This is a genomic window from Mesorhizobium sp. LNHC221B00 (assembly GCF_000502935.1).
In the GTDB taxonomy this organism is placed as follows: domain Bacteria; phylum Pseudomonadota; class Alphaproteobacteria; order Rhizobiales; family Rhizobiaceae; genus Mesorhizobium; species Mesorhizobium opportunistum.
In genome coordinates this window covers 60,829-86,386 of the sequence record NZ_AYWR01000013.1, presented here as the reverse complement: position 1 = coordinate 86,386, position 25,558 = coordinate 60,829, and the positions used below count along the sequence as shown (strand labels likewise).

At 63.8% G+C, this 25,558-nt stretch carries 26 protein-coding genes and 1 pseudogene; 12 read left to right on the top strand and 15 right to left on the bottom strand.

Annotation, left to right across the window (positions count from 1 at the left end; translation table 11 throughout):
* Window positions 1-4: 4 nt before the first annotated feature.
* A pseudogene (locus X741_RS01000000166875) lies at window positions 5-1,778 on the bottom strand (acyl-CoA dehydrogenase family protein).
* A 211-nt stretch (window positions 1,779-1,989) separates the two neighbouring features.
* Here X741_RS01000000166875 and X741_RS149015 point away from each other — a divergent pair.
* Together X741_RS149015 and X741_RS149020 are read left to right on the top strand one after the other, a co-directional pair.
* Window positions 1,990-2,226, top strand: a complete 237-nt coding sequence (locus X741_RS149015; protein WP_023778668.1) for a hypothetical protein — start codon at window positions 1,990-1,992, stop codon at window positions 2,224-2,226.
* Between the two features lie 148 nt (window positions 2,227-2,374).
* Window positions 2,375-3,484, top strand: a complete 1,110-nt coding sequence (locus X741_RS149020) for a glycoside hydrolase family 25 protein (RefSeq protein WP_023778667.1) — start codon at window positions 2,375-2,377, stop codon at window positions 3,482-3,484.
* A gap of 20 nt (window positions 3,485-3,504) precedes the next feature.
* Here the strand turns inward: X741_RS149020 and purD are convergent, their stop codons facing one another.
* The gene (gene purD / locus X741_RS149025) at window positions 3,505-4,782 is read right to left on the bottom strand and encodes a phosphoribosylamine--glycine ligase (RefSeq protein ID WP_023778666.1); all 1,278 of its coding nucleotides are present in this window, start codon (window positions 4,780-4,782) and stop codon (window positions 3,505-3,507) included.
* Window positions 4,783-5,060: 278 nt separating this feature from the next.
* Window positions 5,061-5,882: a phytanoyl-CoA dioxygenase family protein gene (locus tag X741_RS149030; protein ID WP_023778665.1), complete on the bottom strand. Its 822-nt coding sequence runs from the start codon at window positions 5,880-5,882 to the stop codon at window positions 5,061-5,063.
* 91 nt (window positions 5,883-5,973) lie between these two features.
* Between X741_RS149030 and X741_RS149035 the strand changes: the two genes are divergently transcribed.
* Together X741_RS149035 and ubiA are read left to right on the top strand one after the other, a co-directional pair.
* Window positions 5,974-6,885: a LysR family transcriptional regulator gene (locus X741_RS149035; RefSeq protein ID WP_023778664.1), complete on the top strand. Its 912-nt coding sequence runs from the start codon at window positions 5,974-5,976 to the stop codon at window positions 6,883-6,885.
* Window positions 6,886-6,953: 68 nt separating this feature from the next.
* Window positions 6,954-7,937: a 4-hydroxybenzoate octaprenyltransferase gene (gene ubiA, locus X741_RS149040; RefSeq protein ID WP_023778663.1), complete on the top strand. Its 984-nt coding sequence runs from the start codon at window positions 6,954-6,956 to the stop codon at window positions 7,935-7,937.
* Between the two features lie 203 nt (window positions 7,938-8,140).
* Here ubiA and X741_RS149045 read toward each other — a convergent pair whose 3' ends face one another.
* The 3 genes from X741_RS149045 to X741_RS149055 form a co-directional block, all read right to left on the bottom strand.
* Window positions 8,141-8,707 (bottom strand): DUF6101 family protein, encoded by a 567-nt coding sequence (locus X741_RS149045; RefSeq protein ID WP_023778662.1) that lies wholly within the window; start codon window positions 8,705-8,707, stop codon window positions 8,141-8,143.
* Between the two features lie 184 nt (window positions 8,708-8,891).
* Entirely contained in the window at window positions 8,892-10,322 is a 1,431-nt protein-coding gene (locus X741_RS149050; RefSeq protein WP_023778661.1) for an FAD-binding oxidoreductase, read from the bottom strand.
* A gap of 9 nt (window positions 10,323-10,331) precedes the next feature.
* A complete protein-coding gene (locus X741_RS149055) occupies window positions 10,332-11,306 on the bottom strand; it encodes an L-threonylcarbamoyladenylate synthase (protein ID WP_023778660.1) in 975 nt (324 codons plus the stop codon).
* Between the two features lie 171 nt (window positions 11,307-11,477).
* On the opposite strand from X741_RS149055, the gene X741_RS149060 reads away from it, so the two are divergent.
* Together X741_RS149060 and X741_RS149065 are read left to right on the top strand one after the other, a co-directional pair.
* On the top strand, window positions 11,478-11,915 hold the full coding sequence (locus tag X741_RS149060; protein WP_023778659.1) for a hypothetical protein: 438 nt from the start codon (window positions 11,478-11,480) through the stop codon (window positions 11,913-11,915).
* Between the two features lie 152 nt (window positions 11,916-12,067).
* Window positions 12,068-12,457, top strand: coding sequence for a hypothetical protein (locus X741_RS149065; protein WP_013896699.1), 390 nt, complete (start codon window positions 12,068-12,070; stop codon window positions 12,455-12,457).
* Window positions 12,458-12,534: 77 nt separating this feature from the next.
* On the opposite strand, the gene X741_RS149070 is transcribed toward X741_RS149065, so the two are convergent.
* From X741_RS149070 to X741_RS149080, 3 genes are all read right to left on the bottom strand, one after another.
* Window positions 12,535-12,867, bottom strand: a complete 333-nt coding sequence (locus X741_RS149070; RefSeq protein WP_023778658.1) for a hypothetical protein — start codon at window positions 12,865-12,867, stop codon at window positions 12,535-12,537.
* 110 nt (window positions 12,868-12,977) lie between these two features.
* Window positions 12,978-15,356 carry a glycine--tRNA ligase subunit beta gene (gene glyS, locus X741_RS149075; protein ID WP_023778657.1) on the bottom strand — a complete coding sequence of 793 codons (2,379 nt, stop codon included), beginning with the start codon at window positions 15,354-15,356 and terminating at the stop codon, window positions 12,978-12,980.
* Window positions 15,357-15,544: 188 nt separating this feature from the next.
* On the bottom strand, window positions 15,545-15,943 hold the full coding sequence (locus tag X741_RS149080; protein WP_023778656.1) for a DUF559 domain-containing protein: 399 nt from the start codon (window positions 15,941-15,943) through the stop codon (window positions 15,545-15,547).
* A gap of 233 nt (window positions 15,944-16,176) precedes the next feature.
* Here X741_RS149080 and X741_RS1000000170435 point away from each other — a divergent pair, with 233 nt between their 5' ends.
* Window positions 16,177-16,341, top strand: coding sequence for a hypothetical protein (locus X741_RS1000000170435; RefSeq protein ID WP_023778655.1), 165 nt, complete (start codon window positions 16,177-16,179; stop codon window positions 16,339-16,341).
* 26 nt (window positions 16,342-16,367) lie between these two features.
* On the opposite strand, the gene X741_RS149085 is transcribed toward X741_RS1000000170435, so the two are convergent.
* Window positions 16,368-17,300, bottom strand: coding sequence for a glycine--tRNA ligase subunit alpha (locus X741_RS149085; protein ID WP_031250199.1), 933 nt, complete (start codon window positions 17,298-17,300; stop codon window positions 16,368-16,370).
* 208 nt (window positions 17,301-17,508) lie between these two features.
* On the opposite strand from X741_RS149085, the gene X741_RS149090 reads away from it, so the two are divergent.
* Window positions 17,509-17,970, top strand: a complete 462-nt coding sequence (locus tag X741_RS149090) for a GNAT family N-acetyltransferase (RefSeq protein WP_023778654.1) — start codon at window positions 17,509-17,511, stop codon at window positions 17,968-17,970.
* Between the two features lie 65 nt (window positions 17,971-18,035).
* Here X741_RS149090 and X741_RS149095 read toward each other — a convergent pair whose 3' ends face one another.
* From X741_RS149095 to X741_RS149115, 5 genes are all read right to left on the bottom strand, one after another.
* Window positions 18,036-19,811: a tetratricopeptide repeat protein gene (locus X741_RS149095; protein WP_023778653.1), complete on the bottom strand. Its 1,776-nt coding sequence runs from the start codon at window positions 19,809-19,811 to the stop codon at window positions 18,036-18,038.
* A gap of 143 nt (window positions 19,812-19,954) precedes the next feature.
* Window positions 19,955-20,404, bottom strand: coding sequence for a DUF1284 domain-containing protein (locus tag X741_RS149100; protein ID WP_023778652.1), 450 nt, complete (start codon window positions 20,402-20,404; stop codon window positions 19,955-19,957).
* Between the two features lie 32 nt (window positions 20,405-20,436).
* The gene (locus X741_RS149105; RefSeq protein ID WP_023778651.1) at window positions 20,437-21,027 is read right to left on the bottom strand and encodes a biotin transporter BioY; all 591 of its coding nucleotides are present in this window, start codon (window positions 21,025-21,027) and stop codon (window positions 20,437-20,439) included.
* 188 nt (window positions 21,028-21,215) lie between these two features.
* Window positions 21,216-21,884 carry a GntR family transcriptional regulator gene (locus X741_RS149110; protein ID WP_023764537.1) on the bottom strand — a complete coding sequence of 223 codons (669 nt, stop codon included), beginning with the start codon at window positions 21,882-21,884 and terminating at the stop codon, window positions 21,216-21,218.
* Window positions 21,885-21,992: 108 nt separating this feature from the next.
* On the bottom strand, window positions 21,993-23,009 hold the full coding sequence (locus X741_RS149115) for a polyprenyl synthetase family protein (RefSeq protein ID WP_023778650.1): 1,017 nt from the start codon (window positions 23,007-23,009) through the stop codon (window positions 21,993-21,995).
* Between the two features lie 231 nt (window positions 23,010-23,240).
* On the opposite strand from X741_RS149115, the gene X741_RS149120 reads away from it, so the two are divergent.
* The 4 genes from X741_RS149120 to X741_RS149135 all read left to right on the top strand — a co-directional run bounded on the left by X741_RS149120 (window position 23,241) and on the right by X741_RS149135 (window position 25,550).
* On the top strand, window positions 23,241-23,465 hold the full coding sequence (locus X741_RS149120; RefSeq protein WP_013896710.1) for a DUF2007 domain-containing protein: 225 nt from the start codon (window positions 23,241-23,243) through the stop codon (window positions 23,463-23,465).
* A complete protein-coding gene (locus X741_RS149125) occupies window positions 23,465-24,280 on the top strand; it encodes a methyltransferase (protein ID WP_023778649.1) in 816 nt (271 codons plus the stop codon). Before X741_RS149120 ends, X741_RS149125 begins: the two co-directional genes overlap by 1 nt.
* 79 nt (window positions 24,281-24,359) lie before the next feature.
* Window positions 24,360-25,223 (top strand): S49 family peptidase, encoded by an 864-nt coding sequence (locus X741_RS149130; protein WP_023778648.1) that lies wholly within the window; start codon window positions 24,360-24,362, stop codon window positions 25,221-25,223.
* 141 nt (window positions 25,224-25,364) lie between these two features.
* Window positions 25,365-25,550: a membrane protein gene (locus tag X741_RS149135; RefSeq protein WP_013896713.1), complete on the top strand. Its 186-nt coding sequence runs from the start codon at window positions 25,365-25,367 to the stop codon at window positions 25,548-25,550.
* Window positions 25,551-25,558 lie beyond the last annotated feature (8 nt).

Genomic DNA, 25,558 nt, shown 5'->3' with positions numbered 1-25,558 from the left:
AACGTCAGGCAGAAATCAGCGCCTTGCCGGCAATGGCGAGACTTTCGGCACCGTCGATAACGCGTTCTTTCAGCGCGCGCGCCTCGCCAAGCAGATTTTCGGCGAAGAAGCGGCAAAGCGCGATGCGCCCGTGATCGGCCAGAGCGCCCCGCGCCAGACAGGCGCCGCCGGCGGCCAACGAGATCAGCCTGAGATACGGCGTGGCACCCGCCAGCGCCTGCTCCGACCGGCCGACCGACAGTTCTTGCAGGAAGCGGGTCGCTTGCGTCATGTCGTCGAGTGCCGCGTCGAGAGCATCGGCGGTGCGGCCGAACCCCTGCAGGTTTGAGGTGCGCACGGCACTGGCGACCGCGGCCAGTTCGCCGATGAAGCGATGGACATGCTCGCCGCCACCGAGCGGCAGCTTGCGGGTGACCAGATCGATCGCTTGGATGCCGTTGGTGCCCTCATAAATCGGCGCGATGCGGGCATCGCGATAAAGGGCAGCCGCGCCGGTCTCCTCGATGAAACCCATGCCGCCATGGACCTGGAGGCCAAGCGAGGCCACTTCCACCCCGACATCGGTCGAAAACGCCTTGGCCAGCGGTGTCAAAAGATTGGCGCGGTCGCGCCAATGCGCCGCCTCCTCGCCGGACGATACACGCGCCATGTCGATGGCATGCGCACAGGAATAGCTGATCGCCCGGGCGCTCTGCGTCAGCGCTTTCATGGTCAGCAGATTGCGCTGCACATCGGGATGATGAACGATCGGCGCCATGCCGGTGCCGGCATAATCCGCCGCCTTGCCCTGGCGGCGCTCATTGGCATAGGCGATCGCCTTCTGGGTCGCGGCTTCGGCGACCGCCACGCCCTGCATCCCGACGCAAAGCCGCGCATTGTTCATCATGGTGAACATGCAGGCGAGGCCCTTGTTCTCCTCACCGACCAGCCAGCCGATGGCGCCCGGCTTGGCGCCCTGGAAACCGTCGCCATAGATCATGGTGCAGGTCGGTGAGGCATGGATNATGGATGCCGAGCTTGTGTTCGAGGCCGGAACAGAAGACGTCGTTGCGCGCGCCGAGCGAGCCGTCGTCGCCGACCAGGAATTTCGGCACCAGGAACAACGAGATGCCGCGCGTGCCGGCAGGCGCATCCGGCAGCCGCGCCAGCACCAGATGAACGATGTTGTCGGTGAAATCGTGCTCACCATAAGTGATGAAGATCTTCTGGCCGAAGATGCGGTATGTGCCGTCACCGGCCGGCTCGGCGCGGGCGCGCAAGGCGGCGAGGTCCGAGCCGGCCTGCGGCTCGGTCAGGTTCATCGTACCCATCCATTCGCCGGAGACGAGTTTTTCCAGATATTTCGCCTTGAGGTCTTCGGAGGCGTGCTTGTCGAGCGCTTCGACCGCGCCCATGGTCAGCGTCGGGCCGATGCCGAAAGCCATGGCGGCGGAGTTCCACATTTCGAGCGCGGCGACGCCAAGCATGGTCGGTAGGGCCTGGCCGCCATACGCTTCCGGCCCGGACAGCGCGTTCCAACCACCATCGATCCAGCGGCGATAAAGTTCCTTCCAGCCGGGCGGGGTGGTGACGGAAGCGTCCTTCAATACCGCACCGTGTTCGTCACCGATCTTGTAAAGCGGAGCGACTTCCTCGGTGGCGAAACGGCCTGCCTCGCCGAGAACGGCGTCGACCAAATCCTCACCGAGATCGCCGAACGAGCCGGCATCGAGGGCGGATTTCATGCCGGCCACGTGCTTCAGCGTGAACGCGATATCCTCGACGGGTGCCCGATACATGCCGCTTTCCTCCTCACCTTCCGCCAACGGACCCTATGGCTCGCGGAGCCGCAAAACCTCCGCCTTTGGGCGATCTTCCGCTTTCCTTTTCACGTAAACGTCAAATTTTGTCACGCGGATTTTGCAATCGTCCCGGCACGTATTAAATTCGATCAATGCCGGATCAATTCGACCGGCGACAGACCAGAACCAGCCGACTGGAACCAATCCCATGCTCGCCAGACCTGACACCTACCGTTGCATCGAATGCGGCCTGCCCTACCGGGCGGCTGGATTCTCTTACTATCATGGCGACTTGGAAAACGGCGCCGCCTATTGGTCGGATCGAGGGATACTATGCTCGCCAAAATGCTCGCTCGCCCACCACCGCAAACGCGCAGCCGAAGGCACGCTGCTGCAGGAGCCGGCTCCGGATCCGTTTGAATTCCAGCCGTTTGGCCGGCGTTGAATTCCCGGCATTGGCCGGCATCGTCCTAGAGAAGCATTTCCTTAACCATAGCGGTCCAGCATCTGTCTTTGATCAACGGGGGTTCCCTGTTTTGAAAAGGACGGTGCGCCTCCTTCGCCGTACAGCGCTTCTCGCTCTTGCGGCGACGATGACGCTGTCGGCGGCGGCAAGGGCCTCGGATTTTTCCGAGCCGTGGAAGAATGCCGACCGCGCTTTGGTGGTCGATGCCTACGAATACAATTCCATCGACTGGGCGCAGCTTGCCACCGACAAACGCGTCGTCGCCTTCATCAACAAGGCGTCGGACGGCATGCCGCCGCCCTATTTCTGCTTTGGCAGCGACACCGAGGTGAAGCTCTGCAAGGCGTTGTGGAAGCGCCATGCGGTGACGCGCGAGCTGTTCCAGACGCGCAGGATCGTGGCCAAGGCGCTCGGCATGAAATGGGGCGCCTATCATCTCGCCCGCCCCGGCAATCCGGTCGACCAGGCCAACAATTTCCTCGACTTCGCCGAACCGGCACCCGACGATCTCATGGCTCTCGACATCGAGGGCAACGATCCCTCGCAATGGATGTCGCTCGACGATGCCGAGGAGTTCGTGCGCCAGGTGCACAGGCGCGTCGGCCGTTTCCCGGTGCTCTACACCAATGGCAAGACCGCACAGTTCATCGCCGACAACCGCTACAAATACCGGCTCCTGTCGCGGCTGCCGCTCTGGTACGCGCGCTACAAACCTGACATCGACGTGCATTTTCCAATGGGCAACTGGCAGGGCTATGCACTCTGGCAATTCTCGGCGCAGGCCAATTGCGGCCATTTCCGTTGCCCCTACAGGGTCGCCGGCACGCCTGACGATATCGATGTCAACGTCGCGCCGACAGACGCCGCCACGCTGCACCAGCAATGGCCTTTTGGCGGGCTGATCGACGTGCCGTCAGACTATCTCGCCAGCGTACCGGTACCGCTGTCGCGCGAAGCAGCGTTGGCCGGCAAGACCACCCTCATCTATGCCGATGTCGCGACGCCGCCGACGTTCGAGGAACTGGTCGCGGTGCTCGGTACGCGCTGGTCGAGATTTCGCGACGGCTTCCGCATGCCTGTCGTGAAGACCGTGCCGCGACGCCCGAGCTTCGGCATCGTCGAATATGTTGCCTGGAAGCGGACCGAGCAGCGTTCACCCGCGCAACTCGATGCCGCCTTTGCCGCGGCCGACCCGGTCAGCACCGCTTCGACCAAAAGCGATCGCAGCCAGCGGTAGCTGCCGTCACAATTCGAGCTTCAGTGCGCCTGTTCGCGCGCCACGGCCTGCCAGCCGATGTCGCGGCGGCAGAATCCGTCGGGCCAGTCGATGCGGTCGAGCGCGGCATAGGCCCGCGCCTGCGCCTCGCCGACGATCGCGCCCGTCGCGGTGACATTGAGCACGCGACCGCCATTGGCGACCAGTGCGCCGCCGTTGATGGCGGTGCCGGCATGAAATATCTGGACGCCGTCAGCCGCCGCGTCTTCGACGCCGCGGATGACCGAACCTTTTTCCGGCGTGCCGGGATAGCCCCGCGCCGCCATCACCACGGTGAGCGCCGCCTCGTCGCGCCAGCGCACGGAGGTGTGTGCGAGCTGGCCGTCGGTTGCGGCGTTGAGCAGCACCAGCAGATCGTCCTTCAGCCGCATCATCAGCACCTGGCATTCCGGGTCGCCGAAGCGGGTGTTGTATTCGATCAGCTTCGGCCCCTTGTCCGTGATCATCAGCCCGGCGAAGAGGATGCCGGCGAAGGGCGCGCCGAGATTGGCCATGCCGCGCATGGTCGGCTCGATGATCTCGCGCATGGTGCGCTCGACCATTTCCGGCGTCATCACCGGCGCCGGCGAATAGGCGCCCATGCCGCCGGTATTGGGGCCGACGTCGCCGTCACGGACGCGCTTGTGGTCCTGCGCGGTGCCGAAGGGCAGCGCCGTGGTGCCGTCGCAGAGGCAGAAGAAGCTCGCCTCCTCGCCGGTCATGAATTCCTCGATCACCACTTCGGCGCCTGCGGCACCGAAGGAACCGTCGAAGCAGGAATCGAGTGCCGCCCGTGCCTCGTCCAGCGTCATGGCGACGGTGACGCCCTTGCCGGCGGCAAGCCCATCGGCCTTGATGACGATCGGCGCGCCCGTTTTCTCGACATAGGCTTTCGCGGAGGCCAGATCGCCGAAGCGCCCATAGGCCGCGGTCGGGATGTTGTACCTGGCGCAGAGATCCTTGGTGAAACCCTTGGAGCCCTCCAGCCGCGCGGCAGCCTTGGAAGGCCCGAAGACGCGGATGTTTTCGGCGCGCAGATCGTCCGCGATACCGGCGACGAGCGGTCCTTCCGGGCCAACCACGACGAGGTCGATTTTTTTCTCCCGACAGAAGGCGGCGACGGCGGCATGATCGGTGACGTCGAGCTTCACCAGCTCGGCCTCGCTGCCGATGCCCGGATTGCCGGGGGCCGCGTAAAGCTTGGTGAGCAGCGGCGACGCCGCGATCTTCCAGGCCAGCGCATGTTCGCGGCCGCCGGAGCCCAGAAGAAGAACGTTCATGGCCACCTCTTGATGCCGAAATTCTGCTCTGGCGGCCACCTGGGGGCGTTTTCTGCGCTTCCGTTGCTCACGGACCAAATGTCCGCTCCGCCACGGTTCTCGAAACCACCACCATATGACTCGCCAGAGCGAATTTCGAAACAGTCTCTTGGAGCACCCGCTATTGCTCTCTGGGCGACGGGTCAAGGCATCAAGATGTTTTGACCCGAATTGCGCACGGGAACGCTATCCCCTGCCGAATATGGGCGCCGAATTCCGGCACCCATATTCTGGCCCGCTCAGCCAGGGAAAACGACCGGAAACCAGTCTTCGCGCAATTTCTGGCCTGGCTGCATGCCATGGCCGTGATAGGGCGGCGAGGTGCGGCCCGGCCGCTCGACATAATGGGCATCGTCACCGACCCAGCGCAGCGAGAGCGCTCGGCGCCGTGCCGCGGTCAGGTTGCCGCGCGCGCCATGCGCGGTCCGGAAGTCGAACAGGATGGCATCGCCCGGCTCCATCTCCCATTCGAGCACCTTCATCGACGGATCCTTGTCGGGATCGGGCACCGGCAGGTAGTCGCCCTCGCCGGCGTAGAAATTGCTGTCGTCGAGCCAGCGCACCGGCAGGATCATCTTGTCCCATTTGTGCGAGCCGGCGATCAGGCGCAGCGTCGCCTCCTTCACCGGGTCGATGGGGATCCAGAAGCTGACCGTCTGCTGGCCATCGACGAAATAATATGGGATGTCCTGATGCCAGGGCGTCGGCTTCTGCGTGCCGGGTTCCTTGACCAGAACATGGTCATGGAAGAATTGCGCGGTGCGCGATTGCATCACCGCCGCCGCCAGTTGGGCGGCCGGCGATTCCCGCACCACCTCGACGAATTCGGGGATGCGTTCCCAGTTGCAATAATCGTCGAAGAAACTGCCGCGGCCATTGGCGATATCAGACGCGGTGGCGCTGCGGTTCCGCATGTTGCGCTCGATGCCGGCGGCAATCGTATCGACCCAGCCCTTGAAGGCGCCGCGGATGCAAACCGCGCCATCGCGCTGATAATCGGCAATCGTCTCCGCATCGATCAGGCCGGTGTCGATTGAGCGGGCGGCAGTCTGGGAAGCCATGGTGTCCTCCTTTCAGGATCGAGACCACTATCGCAGCCCTCCTTCATTTCAGTAAAATAATAACTTCTCATCTGACACATAGGCCTGAACTATGAACCTTACCCTGACGCAATTGCGCTATCTGGTCGCCGTCGCCCGCCACGGCAGCGTCACCGGTGCGGCCAAGGCGCTGAACATTTCGCAGCCGTCGATTTCGGTCGCGATCGACGCCGTCGAAAAGGATTTCGGGCAGAAACTGTTCGTGCGCCAGCGCGGAAGCGGCGTTTCGCTGACTTCTTTCGGCCGCACCGTGGCGGTGAAGGCAAAACAGGTCCTTGCCGAGACCGACGAGCTGATGAGCCTGGGTGCCGACAACTCGGCCGTCGGCGGAGAGTTGGTGCTTGGATGTTTCGAGGATCTGGCGCCGTTCTTCGCACCTGCGCTGATCCGTGCTTTTTCCGAACGCCATCCGGCGGTGAAAATCGTCGTTCGCGACGAGACCTTCGAGACGCTGGGGCGGCGACTCGGCGACGCGGCCATCGACCTCGGTCTCACCTATGATTTGAGCCTGCCGACCCATTTCGCGCGCATCCTGCTGCACGAACTTCGCCCGCACGCGCTGTTGCCGTCGGGCCATGCCCTGGCGGATCAACCATCGGTCAGCCTGACGGACCTCGCCGCCTACCCGCTGATCACGACGGACCAGCCGCACAGCTGGCAGCACATGCTCGATCTGTTCCGCGGCCGTGGGCTCTCGCCGGTTGCCGACAGGGCGACGAGTTCGTTCGAACTCCAGCGCAGCATGGTGGCGAACGGCTTCGGGGTCGCGGTCAGCTACACCCGCCCGCATGGCGACCGCAGCTATGACGGGCTGCCTCTCGTCTGCAGGCCATTGTCGGATCCGCTGCCCATGCAGCGCATCATCCTCACCTATGACACGCACCAGCGGGTATCGAACGCAGCGCTGGCGTTCGTCGACGTGGCGAAGGCATGGTTCTCAACGCGCGACATCTTCACCGCCTGACGGATTGGCGGTCGCCGACCGACTGCTTGCCGCTTGACGGTTTCCGCGGCTGCTGCCACTCCATGCGCATGGAACCTATCCAGTCGAAAGTGGCCCAGGGCCGTGTCGCCGATGCGCCGAACGGCCATTGGGTCTACCGCGTGTTGCCGCGCTCGATTTGGCCCTATGCGCAGCTTGCGAGATGGGACAGGCCGATCGGCTGGCAATTGCTTTTATGGCCATGCTGGTGGTCGGCGGCGCTTGCGGCGAGCGCCTATCCGCGCCCCGGCGACCCGCTGCTCTCGCTGCTGCCGGCACCCTTGTATCTCATGTTGTTCCTCATCGGCGCCGTCGCCATGCGCGGCGCGGGCTGCACCTACAACGACCTTGTCGACGAGGGCATCGACAACCAGGTCGAACGCACGCGCTCGCGTCCGCTGCCCTCGGGCCAGACGACGCGTCGGCGCGCCTGGCTGTTTCTCGTCCTGCAAGCCCTGGCCGGCCTCGCGGTGCTCGTACAGTTCAACAGCTTCGCCATTCTGCTCGGCGTCTGTTCGCTGGCGATCGTTGCCGTCTATCCATTCATGAAGCGGATAACCAATTGGCCGCAACTGTTTCTCGGCCTTGCCTTTTCCTGGGGCGCGCTGATGGGATGGGCGGTCGAGTTCGGCGATCTCGATGGCTCCGCCATCCTGCTTTATATCGGCTCGATCCTGTGGGTGATCGGCTACGACACGATCTATGCGCATCAGGACAAGGAGGACGACGCCATTGTCGGCGTGCGCTCGACGGCGCGGCTGTTCGGCGACAACACCAAGGCGTGGCTGGCAGGACTCTATGGCGGCACGCTGATCTGCTTCGCCATCGCCTTCGCGTCGGCGCAGGCTCCGGTGGTGGCGCTGGCTGGGTTGATCGCCGCCGGCGCGCACATGGCCCGTCAGATCACGGTTCTGGACATCGACAATCCCGACCAATGCCTGCGGCTGTTCCGGTCGAACAACCAGGTCGGCTGGCTGATCTTCCTCGGCTTGATCGGCGGCGCGCTATGGGTGGCGCTGAAGCCGCTGGTGTAGCCTTCCTTCTCCCCGTCTATACGGGGAGAAGGTGGCGGCAGCCGGATGAGGGGCAGCCCCGACCTTGAAGGCGAAGCGAGAGGTTCAGCGCGACACAACGCACACTCAACCAAGTCTTGAGGTGGTAGCCAAACACTTTGGTCAGCGCTGCCCCTCATCGCCCTGCCGGGCACTTCTCCCCGTATAGTGACGGGGAGAAGAAGCTAATCCCTTGAAATGATCTCCTGGCCGTCGATGACCAGCCTGAGACCGAGGTCGCCGGCCCGGCGGCGGGCGAGGAAGCGCGGACGGCGCATGGTCGAAACGCGGCCCTTGCGGCGATCCTGCGGCGGCAGCGTCTTGATGGCGGCGCCGAGCGATTCTTCCAAAGTGCGGGCAATGCCATCCGATTCGATCAACAGCATCGGCAGGCGGTAGGCGTCGGCCCAGGCGCGCCAGTCGGCGGCAACATCTTCAAGATCGTCGGCCACCAGCAGCGGCACCGACAGCATGGGGTCGTCGTGCAGGAGTTCCAGGGTCACCGTGACATTGCCGTCCGGATCCTCCATTGCGCGGGCGGCAACGCCGCGGAACGCATTGGCGGGCAGAGCGATGATCGCCGGCACGCCGCTCATCTCGAGCAGGCGGCGGATCACGGCGCCGCGATGGTCGATGGTGAAAGTCACGTCGCCATAATCGTCGCGCGTGGCGTAGCTGACCATCTGGGGCAGTCGGAATGGGTCGAGGCGCATGTTGCGTCCCGCCCAGACTGGCTTAAGTCCGGTGTTCATAGAGTGCCTTCCTGTCTGTCTCCTGAGAGCCGGTGTCCGGTTCTCTCCGGGCCAGTTTTCCCGGCCTCGTTATGGGCAAACATTAGCGCTGGCTCCTTACCGCCGCGCTTAAGAAAGTCGGTTAAATTTTGCTGATCTCAGGGATGGTTATCGGAATGCCACCAGCCGGAAGATGTAGAAAGGATCAGATAACCTTACCCGGATTCATGATGCCGGCCGGATCGAAGGCAGCCTTCACCCGGCGCATCAGATCGATCGCCATCGGCGGCGCGGTGGCGATCAGTTCGTCGCGCTTCAACTGGCCGATGCCGTGCTCAGCCGAGATCGAGCCATGGAAGGAGCGGACGACATCGTGCACGGCCTTGTTCATGGCGTGGTAGAGGCCCAGGAAAGCCTCGTCGTCGGCGTCCTCCGGCCGCGAGATGTTGTAGTGCAAATTGCCGTCGCCCATGTGGCCGAAACAGACGACCCGCGCGGCGGGGCTGACTGAAGCGACAGCACCGGCGGCTTTGCCGATGAATTCGGGGATCGACGATATCGGCACGGAAATGTCGTGCTTGATCGAGGCTCCTTCGGGCTTCTGGCTCTCGGGCAGCACCTCGCGGAAATTCCAGAAGGCATCGGCCTGGGCGAGGCTTGCCGCGATCACCGCGTCGCCGACGATGCCCTGCTCCAGAGCGGCCGACAGCACCTCCTCGATAAGCGCCTTGCCGTCCTCTTCCGAACGGCCCGAGGACACCTGCATCAGCACATACCAGGGCCAGTCCTCGGCCAGCGGCCGGGTCACGCCTTGTGCATGCTTCAAAGTGAAGTCGTACGGCCGTTTGCCGATCAGTTCGAAGGCGGTGAGCGAAGCGCCGGCGCGGTCCATGGCCAAGCCGAACAGGGAGAGCGCCGCCTCTGGCGACGACAGGCCGGCAAAGGCCACTTCCCGCCCCTTCGGCTTCGGGAACAGCTTGAGCACGGCGGCGGTGATGACACCGAGCGTGCCTTCGGCGCCGACGAACAGGTCCTTCAAATCGTAGCCGGTGTTGTCCTTCTTCAGCTTGCGCAGATCGTCGAACACCTCGCCGGTCGGCAGCACCACTTCGACGCCGAGACAGAGTTCGCGCGCATTGCCGTAGGCAAGCACACCGGTGCCGCCGGCATTGGACGAGAGATTGCCGCCGAGCTGGCAGGAGCCTTGCGCGGCCAGCGACAGCGGAAACAGCCGGCCGGCGGCATCGGCCGCTTCCTGCAGCGTCTGAAGGATGACGCCGGCCTCGACCGTCACCGTGTTGGACAGGACATCGATCTCGCGAATGCGGTTCAGACGCGACAGCGACAGGATGATGTCGCGGCCGGACCTGTCCGGCACCTGGGCGCCGACAAGCCCGGTGTTGCCGCTCTGCGGCACGACCGGCGTTCCCGTCTCGGTCGCCAGCCTCATGATCCGGCTGACCTCGTCGACACTGCCCGGCCGCAGCACCAGCGATGTCGCGCCATGCCAGAGGCCGCGCCGTTCGACGAGGAAAGGCGCGATGTCCTGCGGGTCGCGCAGCGCATATTTATCGCCGACGATCGCCACGAAGCGATCGATGAGAGCGGGATCGAGTGTCTGTGAAATTTCGGTCATGTGGGAAAACTATGTCGTGGGCTGTGTGTTGTCACGAGGGGCGGCGGCGCGTGAAAGCCGATCGTTGATGGCTTCGCCCAGCCCATCGAAGGGTATCGGCTCGACGGCGATGGTCCGCGCGCCGCTGCGGTCGAGATCCTGCATGTAGGCGAAGAGATTGCTCGCCGCTTCGCGCAGGTCGCCCGTTTCGGACAAATTGAGGAAGGCGGTGGCGCGTTGCCAGCCCGCGGCCCGCCGGTTGCCGAAGGCGAGCAGGGCTTCGCCCTCGGCGACGGTGCCGGCATTGAGCCGCACCGCGGCCCCTGGCGCATAGTGCGAGGCTAGCATGCCGGGCGCTTCGACGCCGGCGCCGCCACCGCGCAACAGTTCCATGCCGACGGCCGCCTCGATGTCCTCGGCGGCAATGCCGCCGGGCCGCAGCAGCCGCAATCGTCCCGCCTCGGCCTTGACGATGGTCGATTCCAGCCCGACCGGCGTCGCGCCGCCGTCGACCACCAGCCTGATGCGTGCGCCGAGATCTGCCGCTACCGCTTGCGCCGTCGTCGCGCTGATCTTGCCGGACGAGTTGGCGCTGGGTGCGGCAAGCGGCCGGCCGAGACGGGCGATGAGGTCTCCGCCAAAGCCCCTAGGCATGCGCAGGGCGATCGTATCGAGCCCGGCCGTGACCAGCGGATGAATGCCGTTGCCGGGCCGTTGCGGCAACACCAGGGTCAGCGGGCCCGGCCAGAACGCAATCGCCAGTTTCTTCGACAGCGGATCGAACAGGGCGATGCTTTCGGCCATCGCCATGTCGGCGACATGAGCGATCAGCGGATTGAAACGCGGCCGCCCCTTGGCCTCGAAGATGCGCGCCACGCCGATGCCGTTGGTGGCGTCGCCGGCAAGCCCGTAGACCGTTTCCGTGGGGATGGCGACGACATCGCCGCCCTGGAGCAGTGCCAGCGCCCGCTCCAACGCCTCGCCGGCGCCAATTATCTCAGCCACTCTCGTCACCTCGCAGATGCCGGCTGCGTAGTACGATGGCGGCTGTTGAGCAAGCCGGGCCGAGAACGGCCTTGGCGATTTATCAATCCCTAAAATGCTATGTTTCCGCGAAAGCCGGTATCAATTCCGGTCCGCTATCATCGCGGCGAGGGCAAAAGGGGAGCGATATCAGTGTCTGTGCGTATCGTACTGGGGATCACCCTGGCGGCTTTGACATGCGGGGCTCAGGCCTCTTCGCTGGTTTTTCCCGGCGCGCCGGCCTCGACGCCCTCCGTCATCATGATGGCAGCCGATGCCAAGGCGAGCGACATGGTGTCCGTGGTTGCGCTCGGCGAGCCAGACGTCACCTATGAAAAGGTGGCCGCGATCCCGAACGCGCCTGAAGCCCGCCATGGTTTCATGCGGAACCCGATGATCATTCGTGGCGGCGTCGTCGGCGACGCCTTCTCGGCACCGGTGCAAGCAACGACGCCGGCCGCGGCCACCGCACCTGCTGCTGCGCCTGCAAGCGCGACCGCCTCGGCCGCGCCCACGCCGGACACGCAAAAGAAACCCGCCGCGCCTGCAGCCGCATCGATGCCCGCGCCCGGGGTAGGCAAGGTCAAGTAGCGCCCGCCCGCCAGTCAACCGGCAGCTTGACGGCGCGCCGGCGCCCTGCGCACCATCGCCGCGCGAATTCGTCCTGGCATATTTCGCCGGTCGACGCTGCCGCATGAATTTAGTCAAGCGGCGCGGGATTCATCATTCAAAGGGGGTTGATCATGAGAAAATCCAAAACCGTCACCATGGCCGGGCTTCTGCTGGCGTCGCTGCTCGGCGCCAATGCAGCGCAAGCCGATGACATGCTGGGGTCCTATGTCGCGCGTATCTCAGACCGCGACCACCAGGCGAGCGATGGCTATGCGCTGGACGGCGCGGCACAGATGGTGCGGCAGGATCGCGCCAACTGGCACAAATTCCATCGCCGCGACCGCGACGACGAGGCTGATGGCTGGTTCAGGACCAACGACCAGCGCGCCGATCTGCAGCGCATGCTGGAGCGCCCCGGCGCGATGAGTTCCTCGACAAGGCGGGCCATCGTCAATGGCGAGCCGCTGATCCAGGTCGACGTCTACGAAAACAGCGTACGCGTCAGCATCCTGGAAGACTGACTGCATCAGCATCCCGGAACAAGAAAGGGCGACGCTAATGCGCCGCCCTTTCTTCTCGATAGAACCGGATTGAAATCTCAGGCCGCTTCTTCCTTGCCGTCGTCTTCTTCGGACTCGCCGTCTTCGGATTCTGATTCGTCCTCGGCGTCGTCGCCTTTGGCCTTAACGCTGTCATCGGCGTCGTCTTCGTCCTCATCTTCCTCTTCGTCTTCATCGTCGCCCGAGAGCTTGGCGGCTTCAGCGTCATCAGCCGCTTCGCCTTCGTCGTCGCCGTCCTCATCGTCAGAGTGATCGGCGGCTTCGACCGTGGCGGCGGCGGCATGGTCGAGGGGGGTTTCGAAAGCGGAATCAATCGCCTCGGCGGCGGCCGGGGTTTCTTCTGTCACTTCGATTTCGTGATCGGAATTCATGGAAGCCTCCGTGGGGTTGGGGAACACGTCCCGTTTGCCACGGAGAGATCATCGCCATATGACTATAAGCCGGCTCGAACGGCGGGTTGGAAGATATTTTTCAAGGCCGATCAACCAGCGATTTTCGCGAAATCCGCGACCTGACCGGTGGCCGCACGGATGCGAGCCAGCAGCGCCAGGCGGTTGGCGCGCACGGCCAGATCCTCATCATTCACGAGAACATGCTCGAAGAATGAATCAACCGGTTCACGCAACGCGCTAAGCGCCAGCATGGCGGCGGAAAAGTCTTCGTTTTTAATCGCTTCGCCGGCTTGCTTCTCGGCCTGGTTCACCGCCGCAAACAGCGATTTCTCGGCATCCTGCCGGAACAAGGCCGGCTCAACGGTTTGCGCGATCGCCGTTTTCTTCTTCTCCTCGGCAGCCAGGATGTTGGCCGCACGCTTGGTGCCGGCGAGCAGATTTTTGCCGTCCTCGGTATCGAGGAAGGAGCCCAGCGCTTCGACCCGGCGTACGATCTGCAGGAGGTCGTCGGACCGCGGGGTGATGACGGCGTCGATCAGATCGTGGCGTGCGCCCTGGTCGCGGAGGTAGACTTTCAGGCGGTCGTGGAAGAAGGACAAAAGATCGGCGATCAATGGCGACAGCGACGCTTCAAGCTCCATCAGACGCTGGCCGTCAAAGAACTCCCGCTCCTGATCGGCGGAGCCAAAAGTTTCCGAACTTGCCTTGGCCAGTCCACCTTTCAACAGGTTGGAAATCAAGCCTGCTTCCGACAACAGCTGGCTTGCGCCCTTGTAGTCGCGAATGCTGGAATCGAGCATCGCGACGACGCCACGGCTCTCCGTTCCCTCGCCTTTTTGTTCATATACGGCGAGGGCCGAAGAGACTGCGGCCGCGATGGCGATGCCCAGCGAAAGCTTGAGCTTGTTTTCCAGTATGACCCTCACCATGCCCAGCGCCGCTCGACGCAGCGCATACGGATCCTTCGATCCTGTCGGCTTTTCGTCGATGGCCCAGAAGCCGACGAGCGTATCCAGCTTGTCGGCAAGTGCCACAGCGACCGACACCGGATCGCTCGGCACATAATCGGACGGGCCCTGCGGCTTGTAATGTTCCTCGATGGCCGCTGCCACGGACGGATGTTCGCCCTGGAGCAGCGCATATTTGCGGCCCATGGCGCCCTGGAGTTCGGGGAACTCGCCGACGACTTCGGTGGTCAGATCTGCCTTTGCGAGAATGGCGGCGCGGCTCGCCAGCGCGGGGTCAGCGCCGACGATCGGCGCCAATTCCCTGGCCAATCCCTTGATCCGCTCCACGCGCTCGCCCTGCGTGCCGAGCTTGGCGTGGAACGTCACATCGAGATGGTCGAGGCGGGCCATGCGCTGGTCAAGCGGCTTTTTCAAATCGAGTCCGAATTTTTCCGCCGATGTCTCGAGCTGGCCAAGATCAGGCAGATCGCCCTGGTCGGTCGTCCAGAAATAGAGGGCGTCGGAGAGGCGCGCGCGCACCACCTTGCCGTTGCCGTGGGCGATCTCCTTGCCGCCGTCCGTGGCCTCGATGTTGGCGGTAAGGATGAAGCGGTTGGAAAGTGTCTCACCCTCGCCTTGCGGGCGCGTTACGAAGCACTTCTGGTTGGCGCGGATGGTCAGCCGGATGACTTCGGCGGGGATGGCGAGGAAAGCCTGCTCGAACTCGCCCATCAGCACGACCGGCCATTCGACCAGCCCCGACACCTCTTCCAGCAAGCCCTCGTCCTCGACCAGGTCGAGCCCATTTGCGAAAGCGAGGTTGCGGGCGTCGGCGAGAATGATCTCCTTGCGGCGATCGGCGTCGAGCACGACCTTCGCCACCTCCAGCTTGCCCACATAGTCGTCGAAGCGACGCACGGTGATTTCGCCAGGCGCAAGAAAACGGTGGCCGTAGGTGACGTTGCCGGAGCGGATGCCGTCGATCTCGAAATCGACAACCACCGGCTCCTCGGTTTCCGGTCCGAATGTGCACAGGATCGATTGCAGTGGCCGCACCCAGCGCAATGAGCCCGGTTTCGCGGAGGCCGGCCCCCAACGCATCGATTTCGGCCAGGGAAAATTGCGGATGATGCCGGGCACCAGTTCGGCGATGATCTGTTCGGCAGCCCTGCCCGGCTTTGAGATGTGGGCGACATAGAAGTCGCCCTTCTTCGGGTCGGAATGGACATGCGCCTCGGCGATCGAAGACAGCCCGGCCTTGCGCAGGAAGCCCTGGACCGCCTGCTCCGGCGCCGTCGTCGACGGGCCCTTGATCTCTTCGCTAATATCCTTCGAGCGCGCGGTCAGCCCCCTGACATCAAGCGTCAGCCGCCGCGGCGTCCAGTACTCGCGCGCCGCCTCGTAGGTCAGACCCGCTTCGACCAGACCGTCGGCCAGCATTTTCCGGAGGTCACCCGCCGCCTTACGCTGCATGCGGGCAGGGATTTCCTCGGAGCGAAGTTCGAGCAAAAGATCCGGCATCAGAGTTTCTCCGCCCGCATGCCATTTTCCTGTTTGCGCGTCCTCGCGCCTCCGGCGCTGCGGGCGCACGGCTGGGCGGGGATTTCCTCGGAGCGAAGTTCTAGAAGCAGGTCAGGCATTGGTGGCTCCTCACCCTCCCCTCGATGGGGAGGGTCGGCGCGTCAGCGCCGGGGTGGGGTGGCGGCATCTCAGGATCGAGCGCCTTCGGCGTCTCGCGGGCCAAGGTGTGATTTTCGTTTTTCCACCGCCGCATAGATCGTATCGAGCACGGAATCCAGTTCGTTTTTGATTTCATGGTTCCAGAAGCGGACGACGCGATAACCTTGGCTCTCGAACCATTTTGTTCGACGTTCGTCGTGGCGCTGTTGGCCGTCGAAACTGTGGTGAGCACCATCCACCTCGATGATCAGTTTCAGCCGGTGTGAGATGAAGTCGGGGAAGTAAATCCCGACTGACGCCTGCCTGCGGAAATGAGTGCCTTCAACTGGAATGCGCCAGAGATGTCGCCACAAGATGCGCTCCTCGTCGGTCATTGCCGCACGAAGCCGTTGGGCGGACTGCAGCTTGAACCGATCGAGCTTCGGCATGAGAAATCGCGCTATCACCCCCNCCCCCCCCCGCCGCTTCGCGGCGACCTCCCCCATCGAGGGGGAGGTAAAAGGGCATAGCAACTCGGCTGGCCGCTGTCACCCCTGCAGAAATTTTGGCAGCCCTGTCGGAACGAGGCGATCTCGCCCGTCCTTGGATCAAAGATTTCCATGAACCGAACGCAGCGCTGAAGCGACCCACGCTCAGGCAGGAAACTATTGGCTGAACGACCATGAAAACGGCATCCAGACTTCTGCAGATCCTCGCGCTCAGCGCCTGCTTCACCGCGCAGGCCCACGGCGCCTTCGCGATGCCAGGTGTGCGGCAGGCGCTGCGGACCATGGCTGGCGCCAGCAGCCAGATCCTGTTGCCGATCGAAATGATGACAGGCGTCTGAAACCAGAGCGGTTCCAGGAATTTTCTTTAAGCCGCCAATCCACCCGCCTGCGTCTTCAGAAACGCCTCGCCGCAGGCCTTCGCCAGATTGCGCACACGCAGGATGTAGCTCTGCCGCTCGGTGACGGAGATTACGCCACGCGCGTCGAGCAGGTTGAAGACATGGCTGGCCTTGATGCACTGGTCGTAGGCGGGAAAAACCATCCTGTGCATCGGCAAATTGTCGTTCGATGCCGGCGCACCGGCGTCGAGCAGGGCCTTGCACTCGGCCTCGGCGTCCTCGAAATGCCTGAGCAGCATCGCCGTGTTGGCGTATTCGAAATTGTAACGCGAATATTCCTGCTCGGCCTGCAGGAAGACGTCGCCATAGGTGACCTTTTCAGCGCCTTCACGGCCGTTGAAATTGAGGTCGTAGATGTTGTCGACGCCCTGCACATACATGGCCAGCCGTTCCAGCCCGTAGGTCAGTTCGCCCGCCACCGGCGCGCATTCGATGCCGCAGACCTGCTGGAAATAGGTGAACTGCGAGACCTCCATGCCATCGCACCAGCATTCCCAGCCAAGCCCCCAGGCACCCAGCGTCGGGCTTTCCCAGTCGTCCTCGACGAAGCGGATGTCATGCAGCAACGGGTCGACGCCGATCGCGGCGAGCGAGCCGAGGTAGAGTTCCTGCAGGTTCGGCGGGTTCGGCTTCAGGATCACCTGGTACTGGTAATAATGCTGCAGGCGGTTCGGGTTCTCGCCGTAGCGGCCATCCTTGGGGCGGCGCGAGGGCTGGACATAGGCGGCATTCCAGCCCCGGGGGCCGAGCGCGCGCAGCGTCGTTGCCGGGTGAAAGGTACCGGCGCCGACCTCCATGTCATAGGGCTGGAGGATGACGCAACCATAGGCCGCCCAGTAATTGTGCAAGGTCAGGATCAGCCCCTGGAAAGAGCGGCTGGGATGCATATGGGCAGGCATTTCAATCGTCACGGGTGGCCTCGACAGCAAAGGCTAGCTTAGCGCCACGTCCTAGAGACACGGCGGCGAAGCGTCAAGCAAGGCGCATCGAGGCTGGGCAGCCCTTGGACGTAGCGCGATGTTGAAAACTTTGCCGGGTGCTGGCCCATTGTCGGCCTCGAGAACCTGCGATCTGTTCGACCCCTTACATGCACGACCGGTGCCAGCCATGCCCAGTTCCATCATAGTCCGCCCGATCATGCGACAGGACTACGATCAATGGCTGCCGCTTTGGGACGGCTACAACGCATTCTACGGCCGCGCGGGTGAAACGGCGCTGTCAGGCGAGATCACAGCGATGACGTGGTCGCGCTTCTTCGATGCCTATGAGCCCGTCCATGCGCTGGTTGCCGAAAACGACGGGCAGCTTCTCGGCCTTGTGCATTATCTGTTCCACCGCAGCACGACGGCGATCGCACCGAACTGCTATCTGCAGGATCTTTTCACCACGGAGGCCTCGCGGGGAAAAGGCATCGGCCGGGCCCTGATCGAAGGCGTTTATGAGCGCGCCCAGGCCGCCGGCTCGGGTCGGGTGTACTGGCTGACGCATGAGACCAACCACACGGCGATGAAGCTCTACGACAAGGTTGGCGAGCGCTCCGGCTTCGTCGTCTACCGGAAGCTGTTTTAAAGCGCGTCGCTGCAAACGAAAAAGGGCTCCAAATCGGAGCCCTCTCGCAATCAAGATGGTCGACATCACCCTTTCGGGGCGGGAACCGGCTCTGGCTTCACCTTCGGGGTTTCCTGCGCCGTGTTGGATTCGATCGGCGGCAGGCCCTTCATCAGCTTCTGCTGCAAGGTGGCCAGCACATCCGGGTCCGGCTTCAGGTCGCGGGCCTGGTTCCACTGGAAGGTAGCTTCCAGCTTGCGGCCGACGCGCCAGTAGGCGTCGCCCAAATGGTCGTTGAGAACCGGATCTTCCGGCTTCAGCGACACGGCGCGTTCCATTTCGCGCACCGCGTCATCGAACCTGCCGAGGCGGAAATAGGCCCAGCCCAGCGAATCGACGATGTAACCGTCACTCGGCCTCAGATCGACGGCCTTCTGGATCATCGCCAGGCCTTCCTTGAGGTTCGTGTTCATGTCGACCCAGGAATAGCCGAGATAGTTCAGAACCTGCGGCTGGTCCGGCTGCAATTCCAGCGCCTTGCGGAAATTAGGCTCGGCTTTCGGCCATTCCTTCAGGCGCTCATAGGCGATGCCGCGCTGGTAGAAGATGTTCCAATTGGCCGCGGTCGGCGTCTTCAGCGCGTCGACGGCCTTGTCGTAGATGTTGGCGGCCGAGCGGAAATCCTCCTTCGAGGAATAGACCCCGCCGAGTGCCAGATAGGCGCGCATGTCGTTGGGATGGGCGTCGACGAAAGCCTTGAGATGCGTGATCGCCTCGTCATGACGGTCGAGATCGGCAAGGTTGAGGCCAAGCTGCAGGTCCGAAAGCTGCTTCAGCGGCGAAGAGTCGGGGATGCGCCGATAGAGCGCGATGGCGCCCTCGCCGTCCTTCAACTGCTCGGCGACGGCTGCGAGCTGCACGAGAGCCGCGTCGCTGTCAGGCCTCAGAGCCAAGGCATATTGCAAATAGAGGCGCACGAACGGCTCGCCGCCGCCACGGTTGAGTGCGGTGGCGAGATCGAGCAGGATTTCGGAAGCACCGTCGGACGGGCCGGAAACAAAGGGCGCAATCTTGTCACCCTTGGCGATCCTGTCGCGCAAGGTGACGATTTCCAGCTTGCCGGGCGAGAACGCCTCGGCCTGATCGAGCACCGATATCGCCTTGTCCTTGTCGCCCTTGCGGGCCAGGAACGAGGCATAGGCCTGTGCGTTGCGCATCCAGGTTTCGGGAGCCGCGCCGCCGGCGGCCGTATCCTGCATCGTCGCGGCGTAGATCGCCTCGGCCTTCTCGGGCATGTTGGAGGCATCGGCGATCAGCGCGCGGTGGAAGGACTTGAACAGGCCGAACCAGTCCGGCCCCTGCAATTTGTCGATCGCGGCCATTGCGTCGGCGGGCTGGCCGGCACCTTGTTCGGCCCAGCCGGACATGACGCCCGAGATCAGCCGATCAAGATCGGATTCCAACGACAGCTTGAGCCAGTACTGCGCCTTGGTAAAATCCTTCTTGTGGAAGGAATCGACCGCCAGCGCCAGGCGCGAGAAGCGCTCGACGTCGGGCACTTCCTTGAGCTTGTCGGCATAGACCAGCGATTCATCGAAGCGGCCTTGCGCGATCAGCGACAGCATCAGGCTCTGCTGCAGCGCGGTGTCGCTTGGATTGAAGGCCAGGGCTTGCTTGTAGTAGGCGATGGCGCTGTCGAGGTCGTTGTCGCCTTCGGCGATCCGGGCCGCCAGATAGGCGCCAGAGAATGACGAGATCTTGACCGGCTCGGTAGATTGCTTGGCATAGGCCGGCAAAGCCGAGAGCGCCATGCCCGTCACAATTGCCAGCCTTGTCAGCCAGCGCGCACGTCCTTGCTGCATCGTATCCCTTTCAGCCACGCGCCGTCACCGCGTCAGCGGAATCGGCGTAGACTCGATCTTTCCAGGCAAAGCATGTCCTTTTTGGGGTCGCGCTTCAATCCGCCTGAAATTCACAATCGGGTCACCCGATTAACAAACCATGGCTAGAAAGGACAGTTTTCCGTCTCCGCGAACCGCTGCAGCCGCGTATCGCGATAATTGCCGGCCGCAACGGTGCTGCACAGCGCGCTCCATTCGCAGCCTTCGCACGCCTTGCGCACGAGGCCGGTCGAAAATGCCTGCCGCATCCGCACCAGCGTGGCGGCGTCGAGGTCGAGACGGGCGCCGGCGTGGATCGGCCGGGCCAGCAGATCCTCGACCTCCCGCGCGGCCAGTTGGTCGCGTGCGGACGCGCTGTCGCGCAGGCAGTGCGGCTCGGGTTCGTCGAGCAACGGGGCGCAGATGTCGTCCGGTCCGGAGACGAGGAGGATATCCTCGCCCCGGCTCAGGCGCTCCGCGATCCCGTCATAGTTGGCGGTGAAGGCAGAGCTGTATCCTTTGCCCACATAGGTGAGCAGGCAAAGGAGATGGTGGGCGCGCAGTCTGATCGTCACGGATTGGCTGATCGTCACGGATTGGACGATCGTCACGAATTGGCGGGCTTGGCCTTGCCGCGAAGCGCCATGAGCGTCGCGGCACCGAGCGCCGATTTGAGCAAGCCACCGACGATGAACGGCAGGAAGCCGAAGGTGATGGCCTGTTCGGCGCCGATCATGACAGCGAGCCATGCCGTTCCGAGCACCAGACAGGCAAGGTTGCCGAGCAGCATGGCGGCGAAGGCGAGCACCACCCTGTTGCCGTTCCAGCCGCGTTCGGCCAGCCAGCCGACAAGCGCGCCGGTGACCGGAAAAGCAAAGAGATAGCCGCCAGTCGGCCCAACGAAATGCTGCAGCCCGGCAGCGCCTCCGGCCAGGACCGGGAAGCCGGCCGCGCCTTCGACCAGCCAGGCGGCAATGGTGACCGTGCCAAGCCGCCAACCGTAGAGCGCACCGATCAGGGTCACGGCGAAGGTCTGCATGGTCACCGGCACGGGCACCATGGGCACTTCGATGTAGGAGGACAGCGCAAGGAACAGCGTGCCGAGCACGACGGCTCCGACCTGCCATGCGAGCGAGCGATCCTGGAGCCGGAGCGGGCTGAAGGACGGCTTGCGGGACGCGAATGCGATGTCTGTCATGAGAATTCCTTCGACCGATTGAAATTGTAGATAATTTCCGTTTTCGATCTATTATCGAATCCACATTTCCTCGGGGATAGCAAGCCTTCGCTGTGCAAAGGCTGCCAAAAGCATGCCGCGGCGTGCTTCAGGCCTGTTTGTTTTTATGCATGTCGTTCACCAAACCGGGGCCCGTTGGGCGACGTGCTTCAGCCGACGATGGCAAAGGCTTCGCGCGTCGCGCCGGAGGCCGTCCTGACCGGCTTGCGGCCAATCCATTGGACATGCCGCCCGAGCGTCGCGGCGGCGGATTCGGTGTTTCCCTGCCGCAAGGCGGCCAATATCGCCCTGTGGTCCTGATCGGTCCGCGTCTCCCACTCCGAGCGCCATGCCGCGAACAGAAAACGGGCGCTGGCGGCGTGCAGGTCGTCGACGGTGGCGAGCAGGCGCGGCATGCCGCATGGCGCGAGGATCAGCCGGTGAAAGGCGCGGTTGGCTTCTTCCCACGACCTGACGTCGCGGGATTTGTCGCCTGCCTTTGTCGCTTCCTCGGCGAGATCGAGAATGGCCGACGTCAGATGCGGCGCGGCATGGCGCAGCGCCAGCACTTCGAGGGCGGCCCGCATTTCGGCGACTTCCTTGACCTCGCCGAGATCGAAAGCCGCTACGCGCACCCCTCGGCGCGGCTCGCTGACCGCTAGCCCTTGCGCCTCCAGGCGGCGGAAAGCCTCGCGCACGGGAACATGGCTGGTGTTGAATTCCTCGGCGATATGATCCTGCCGAAGCCTTGCCCCCGGCTCGATCGCGCCGGAGATGATGCGGTCCGCCAGCGCCTTGCCGATGCGCACCGCGATGGTGTCGTCCGTGCCCTTTGCCATGTTTTATAGATAATTTGCGACGGGGTGGTTTGTCGAGACGGCGAGAACGGCTTTCACAGATTCTCCCCCTCGGCACGAGCCAGAGGGAATTCCGTGAAAGACAGCCCCTCAATTCACCCGGCTGATGCAGAAATCGATGACGTCGATCAGCGCCGACTTCGGCGGCGTCTCTTCCAGCGGCGCCAACGCATCACGGGCGATCTCGCCGAAATGACGGGCGCGTCCGATCGTGTCGGCAATGGCGCCGTGGCGGGTCATCAGGCCGATCGCCTTTTCCAGGCCGGCGTCATCGACGACATTGTCCTCGATGGCGCGCTTCCAGAAGGTGCGTTCGGCCTTGCTGCCGCGCCGGTAGGCGAGGATGACCGGCAGGGTCACCTTGCCCTCGCGAAAATCGTCGCCGACATTCTTGCCGAGGTCCTTGCTGGTGCCGCCATAGTCGAGCGCATCGTCGATCAGCTGGAAGGCGAGGCCGAGATTCATGCCGTAGGAGCGCAGGGCCGCACGGTCGTTGCGGGTCGCCTGGGCGATGACGGGACCGACCTCGGCAGCGGCCGAAAACAGGGCAGCGGTCTTGGCCTTGATGACGGCGAAATGCTCGTCCTCGGTGGTTTCGAGGTTCTTGGCGGCGGCAAGCTGCATGACCTCGCCCTCGGCGATGATCGAGGCTGCGCTGGACAAGATGTCGAGGGCTTCCAGCGAGCCGACATCGACCATCATGCGGAACGCCTGGCCGAGCAGGAAATCGCCGACCAGCACGCTCGCCTGGTTGCCCCAGATCATGCGGGCGGTTTTCTTGCCGCGGCGCATGCCGCTCTCGTCGACAACGTCGTCATGGAGCAGCGTGGCGGTGTGCATGAATTCGACAGAGGTGGCGAGCTTGACGTGGCCCTCGCCGGAATAGCCGAACATCTGGGCGGCTGCGAGCGTCAGCATCGGCCTCAGCCGCTTGCCGCCGGACGAGATCAGATGGTTGGCGACCTCCGGGATCATCTCGACGTCGGAGCCGGCCTTGGACAGGATCAATTCGTTGACGCGTCCCATGTCGGCTGCCGTCAGGTCGATGAGATCCTTGATGGACGCGGGTTCCCGCTTCCCATTTTCGATGTTGAGAACGACACCCACGACAATCACTCCCGTCTTGGTATAACGCGTGCGACGGCACCCTTAGTCCCGTATGGACTCTAGGGCGGCGGATACGGCCACGGCAAGTGGCGAATTGGCGCGGCGACGATGACAGGCTGTCAACCGATACCGATCGGGGCCAACGCCGGAGCGGGCCGAGACTGAGTCGGAGTGTGCCATGGAATCCGCATGGCCGTTTACATCGGCGCCGCAAACTGAGAGTTTCGCCCGATGATAGAGCTGATCCGCACCAACGACGCCGTCATCATCTCCTTTGTCGAATCGCTGATGCGCGATGCCGGCATCGGCTGTTTCGTCGCCGACCAGAACATGAGCGTGCTCGACGGCTCGCTCGGCATCCTGCCACGGCGCGTCATGGTCGACGCCGAAAAGGCCGACGCGGCGCGGCGTATCCTGACCGATGCCGGCATCGCCAACGAGATACGCGGAAAATAATGTTGGCAGCCCCAGCCGCCCCTGCCCTTGACACCTTTGGCCCGGACACACCGGCCCACACGGTCGACGCCTTCCATCGCGGCCGGTTCTGGCTCGTGCAGCCAAAGCATGGCGGCCATCGCGCCGGCATGGATGCAATGATGCTGGCGGCATCCGTGCCATCCTCCTTTGGCGGACGCCTCGCCGATTTCGGTGCCGGAGCGGGCGCAGCAGGCCTCGCCGTGCTGTCGCGCTGCCCGGGTGCGGCGGCCGTGCTCGTCGAGCGCGCGCCGGAAATGGCGGCCTTCGCGGCGGCCACCCTTGCCCATCCCGGCAATGCGCATCTCAGCGATCGAGCGTCGGTGCTTGTCGCCGATGTCACGATGTCGGGCCGGGCACGGGCGGCGTCCGGCCTCGCCGACAATGACTTCGACTTCGTCATCATGAACCCGCCTTTCAATGCCCCCCGGGACCGGGCAACCCCCGCCCCCCTGAGGAAGGAAGCCCATGTCATGGAGGACGGGCTGTTCGAGAGCTGGATCAGAAGTGCGGCGGCGGTGGTCAGGCCGCGTGGCGGGCTTGCGGTCATTGCGCGGCCCGAGCAACTCGGTGCCATCCTCGATGCGATATCAGGCCGTTTCGGCGATGCCGAGATGCTCGCTGTCCATCCTCGCCCCGACGCGGCGGCGATCCGCATCGTCGTGCGGGCGACGCTCGGGGCGCGGGGAAAGCTTGCCATCCGCCCGCCGCTGATGCTTCACGCGCTATCGGGCAATGGTCCCGACGAGCGCAGCGAAATGATCACCAACGGTCTCGCCTCGCTGTTCGGAGATTGAGCTATTCCTGGCCACCACATTGCCGTTGGCCGGGGAATCCCTACATGCCTGCAACCCATCGACCGGAGAGCCCATCCACGTGAAACGTCTTTTCAACCGCCTGCTGCCGAAATCCTGGCGCTCCACCGTCGTCACCATTCCGGTCATCCGGCTGCACGGCACCATCATGGCCGGCGGCGGTCCGTTCCGGCCGAGCCTGTCGCTTGCCTCCACTGCCGGCCTGATCGAGAAGGCGTTCTCCTTCGAAGCGCCCGCTGTCGCCATCTCGATCAATTCGCCTGGCGGCTCACCGGTCCAGTCGCGGCTGATCTTCAAGCGCATCCGCGACCTGGCGACCGAAAAGAACAAAAAGGTGCTGGTATTCGTCGAGGATGTCGCGGCTTCGGGCGGCTACATGATCGCGGTCGCCGGTGACGAAATCTTCGCCGATCCGTCCTCGATCGTCGGTTCCATCGGCGTGGTCTCGGCCTCGTTCGGTTTTCCGGAGCTGATGAAGAAGATCGGCGTCGAGCGCCGTGTCCACACCGCCGGCCAGAACAAGGCGGTGCTCGATCCATTCAAGCCGGAGAAGAAGGAGGACGTCGAACGGCTGAAGGCATTGCAGCTCGAGGTGCACGAGACCTTCATCGATCTGGTCAAGGAGCGGCGAGGCACCAAGCTGACGGACGATCCGGACCTGTTCACCGGCCTGTTCTGGACCGGCAAGAAGGGCCTGGAGCTTGGCCTCGTCGATGCGCTCAGCGACATGCGCACGGTGCTCAAGACCCGGTTCGGGGCGAAGACCCAGCTCAGGCTGATTACCGCGCCGCGCGGCTTCCTCGGCCGCTTCGGCCTGTTCGGCTCGAGCCAGGGCTTTTCCGCGCCCGATATCGCCGCTGCGGCTGCCAGCGGGGTCATCGATGCGGCGGAAGAGCGCGCGTTGTGGGCTCGGTTCGGGCTTTGAAAACCGCGTAAAACCGTCTAGCATAGGTGCCTTGAAGTCTCGTGCCTGTCGTCTTGCCAAAACCGAACACATTTTTGGGCGACATGCATCAACCGACCCGACCGGCCGCCTTCGCCGGCCCAGCGTGGGAGGAGTTTTGACATGCCGCAGATCATTTTCTTCACCGTCGTTGGCGTCGCCGCCTATTTCGGCTACCGCACATTCGTGCGCGAAGCCGAGCGCGTGACGGCCAAGGTGCGGCGCACCGAAAAGCAGGCGGCCAACGGCGCGATGGGAACGCTGGTCAAGGATCCCAAGACCGGCGAATACCGGCTGGCCAAGGACTGAGCATCATC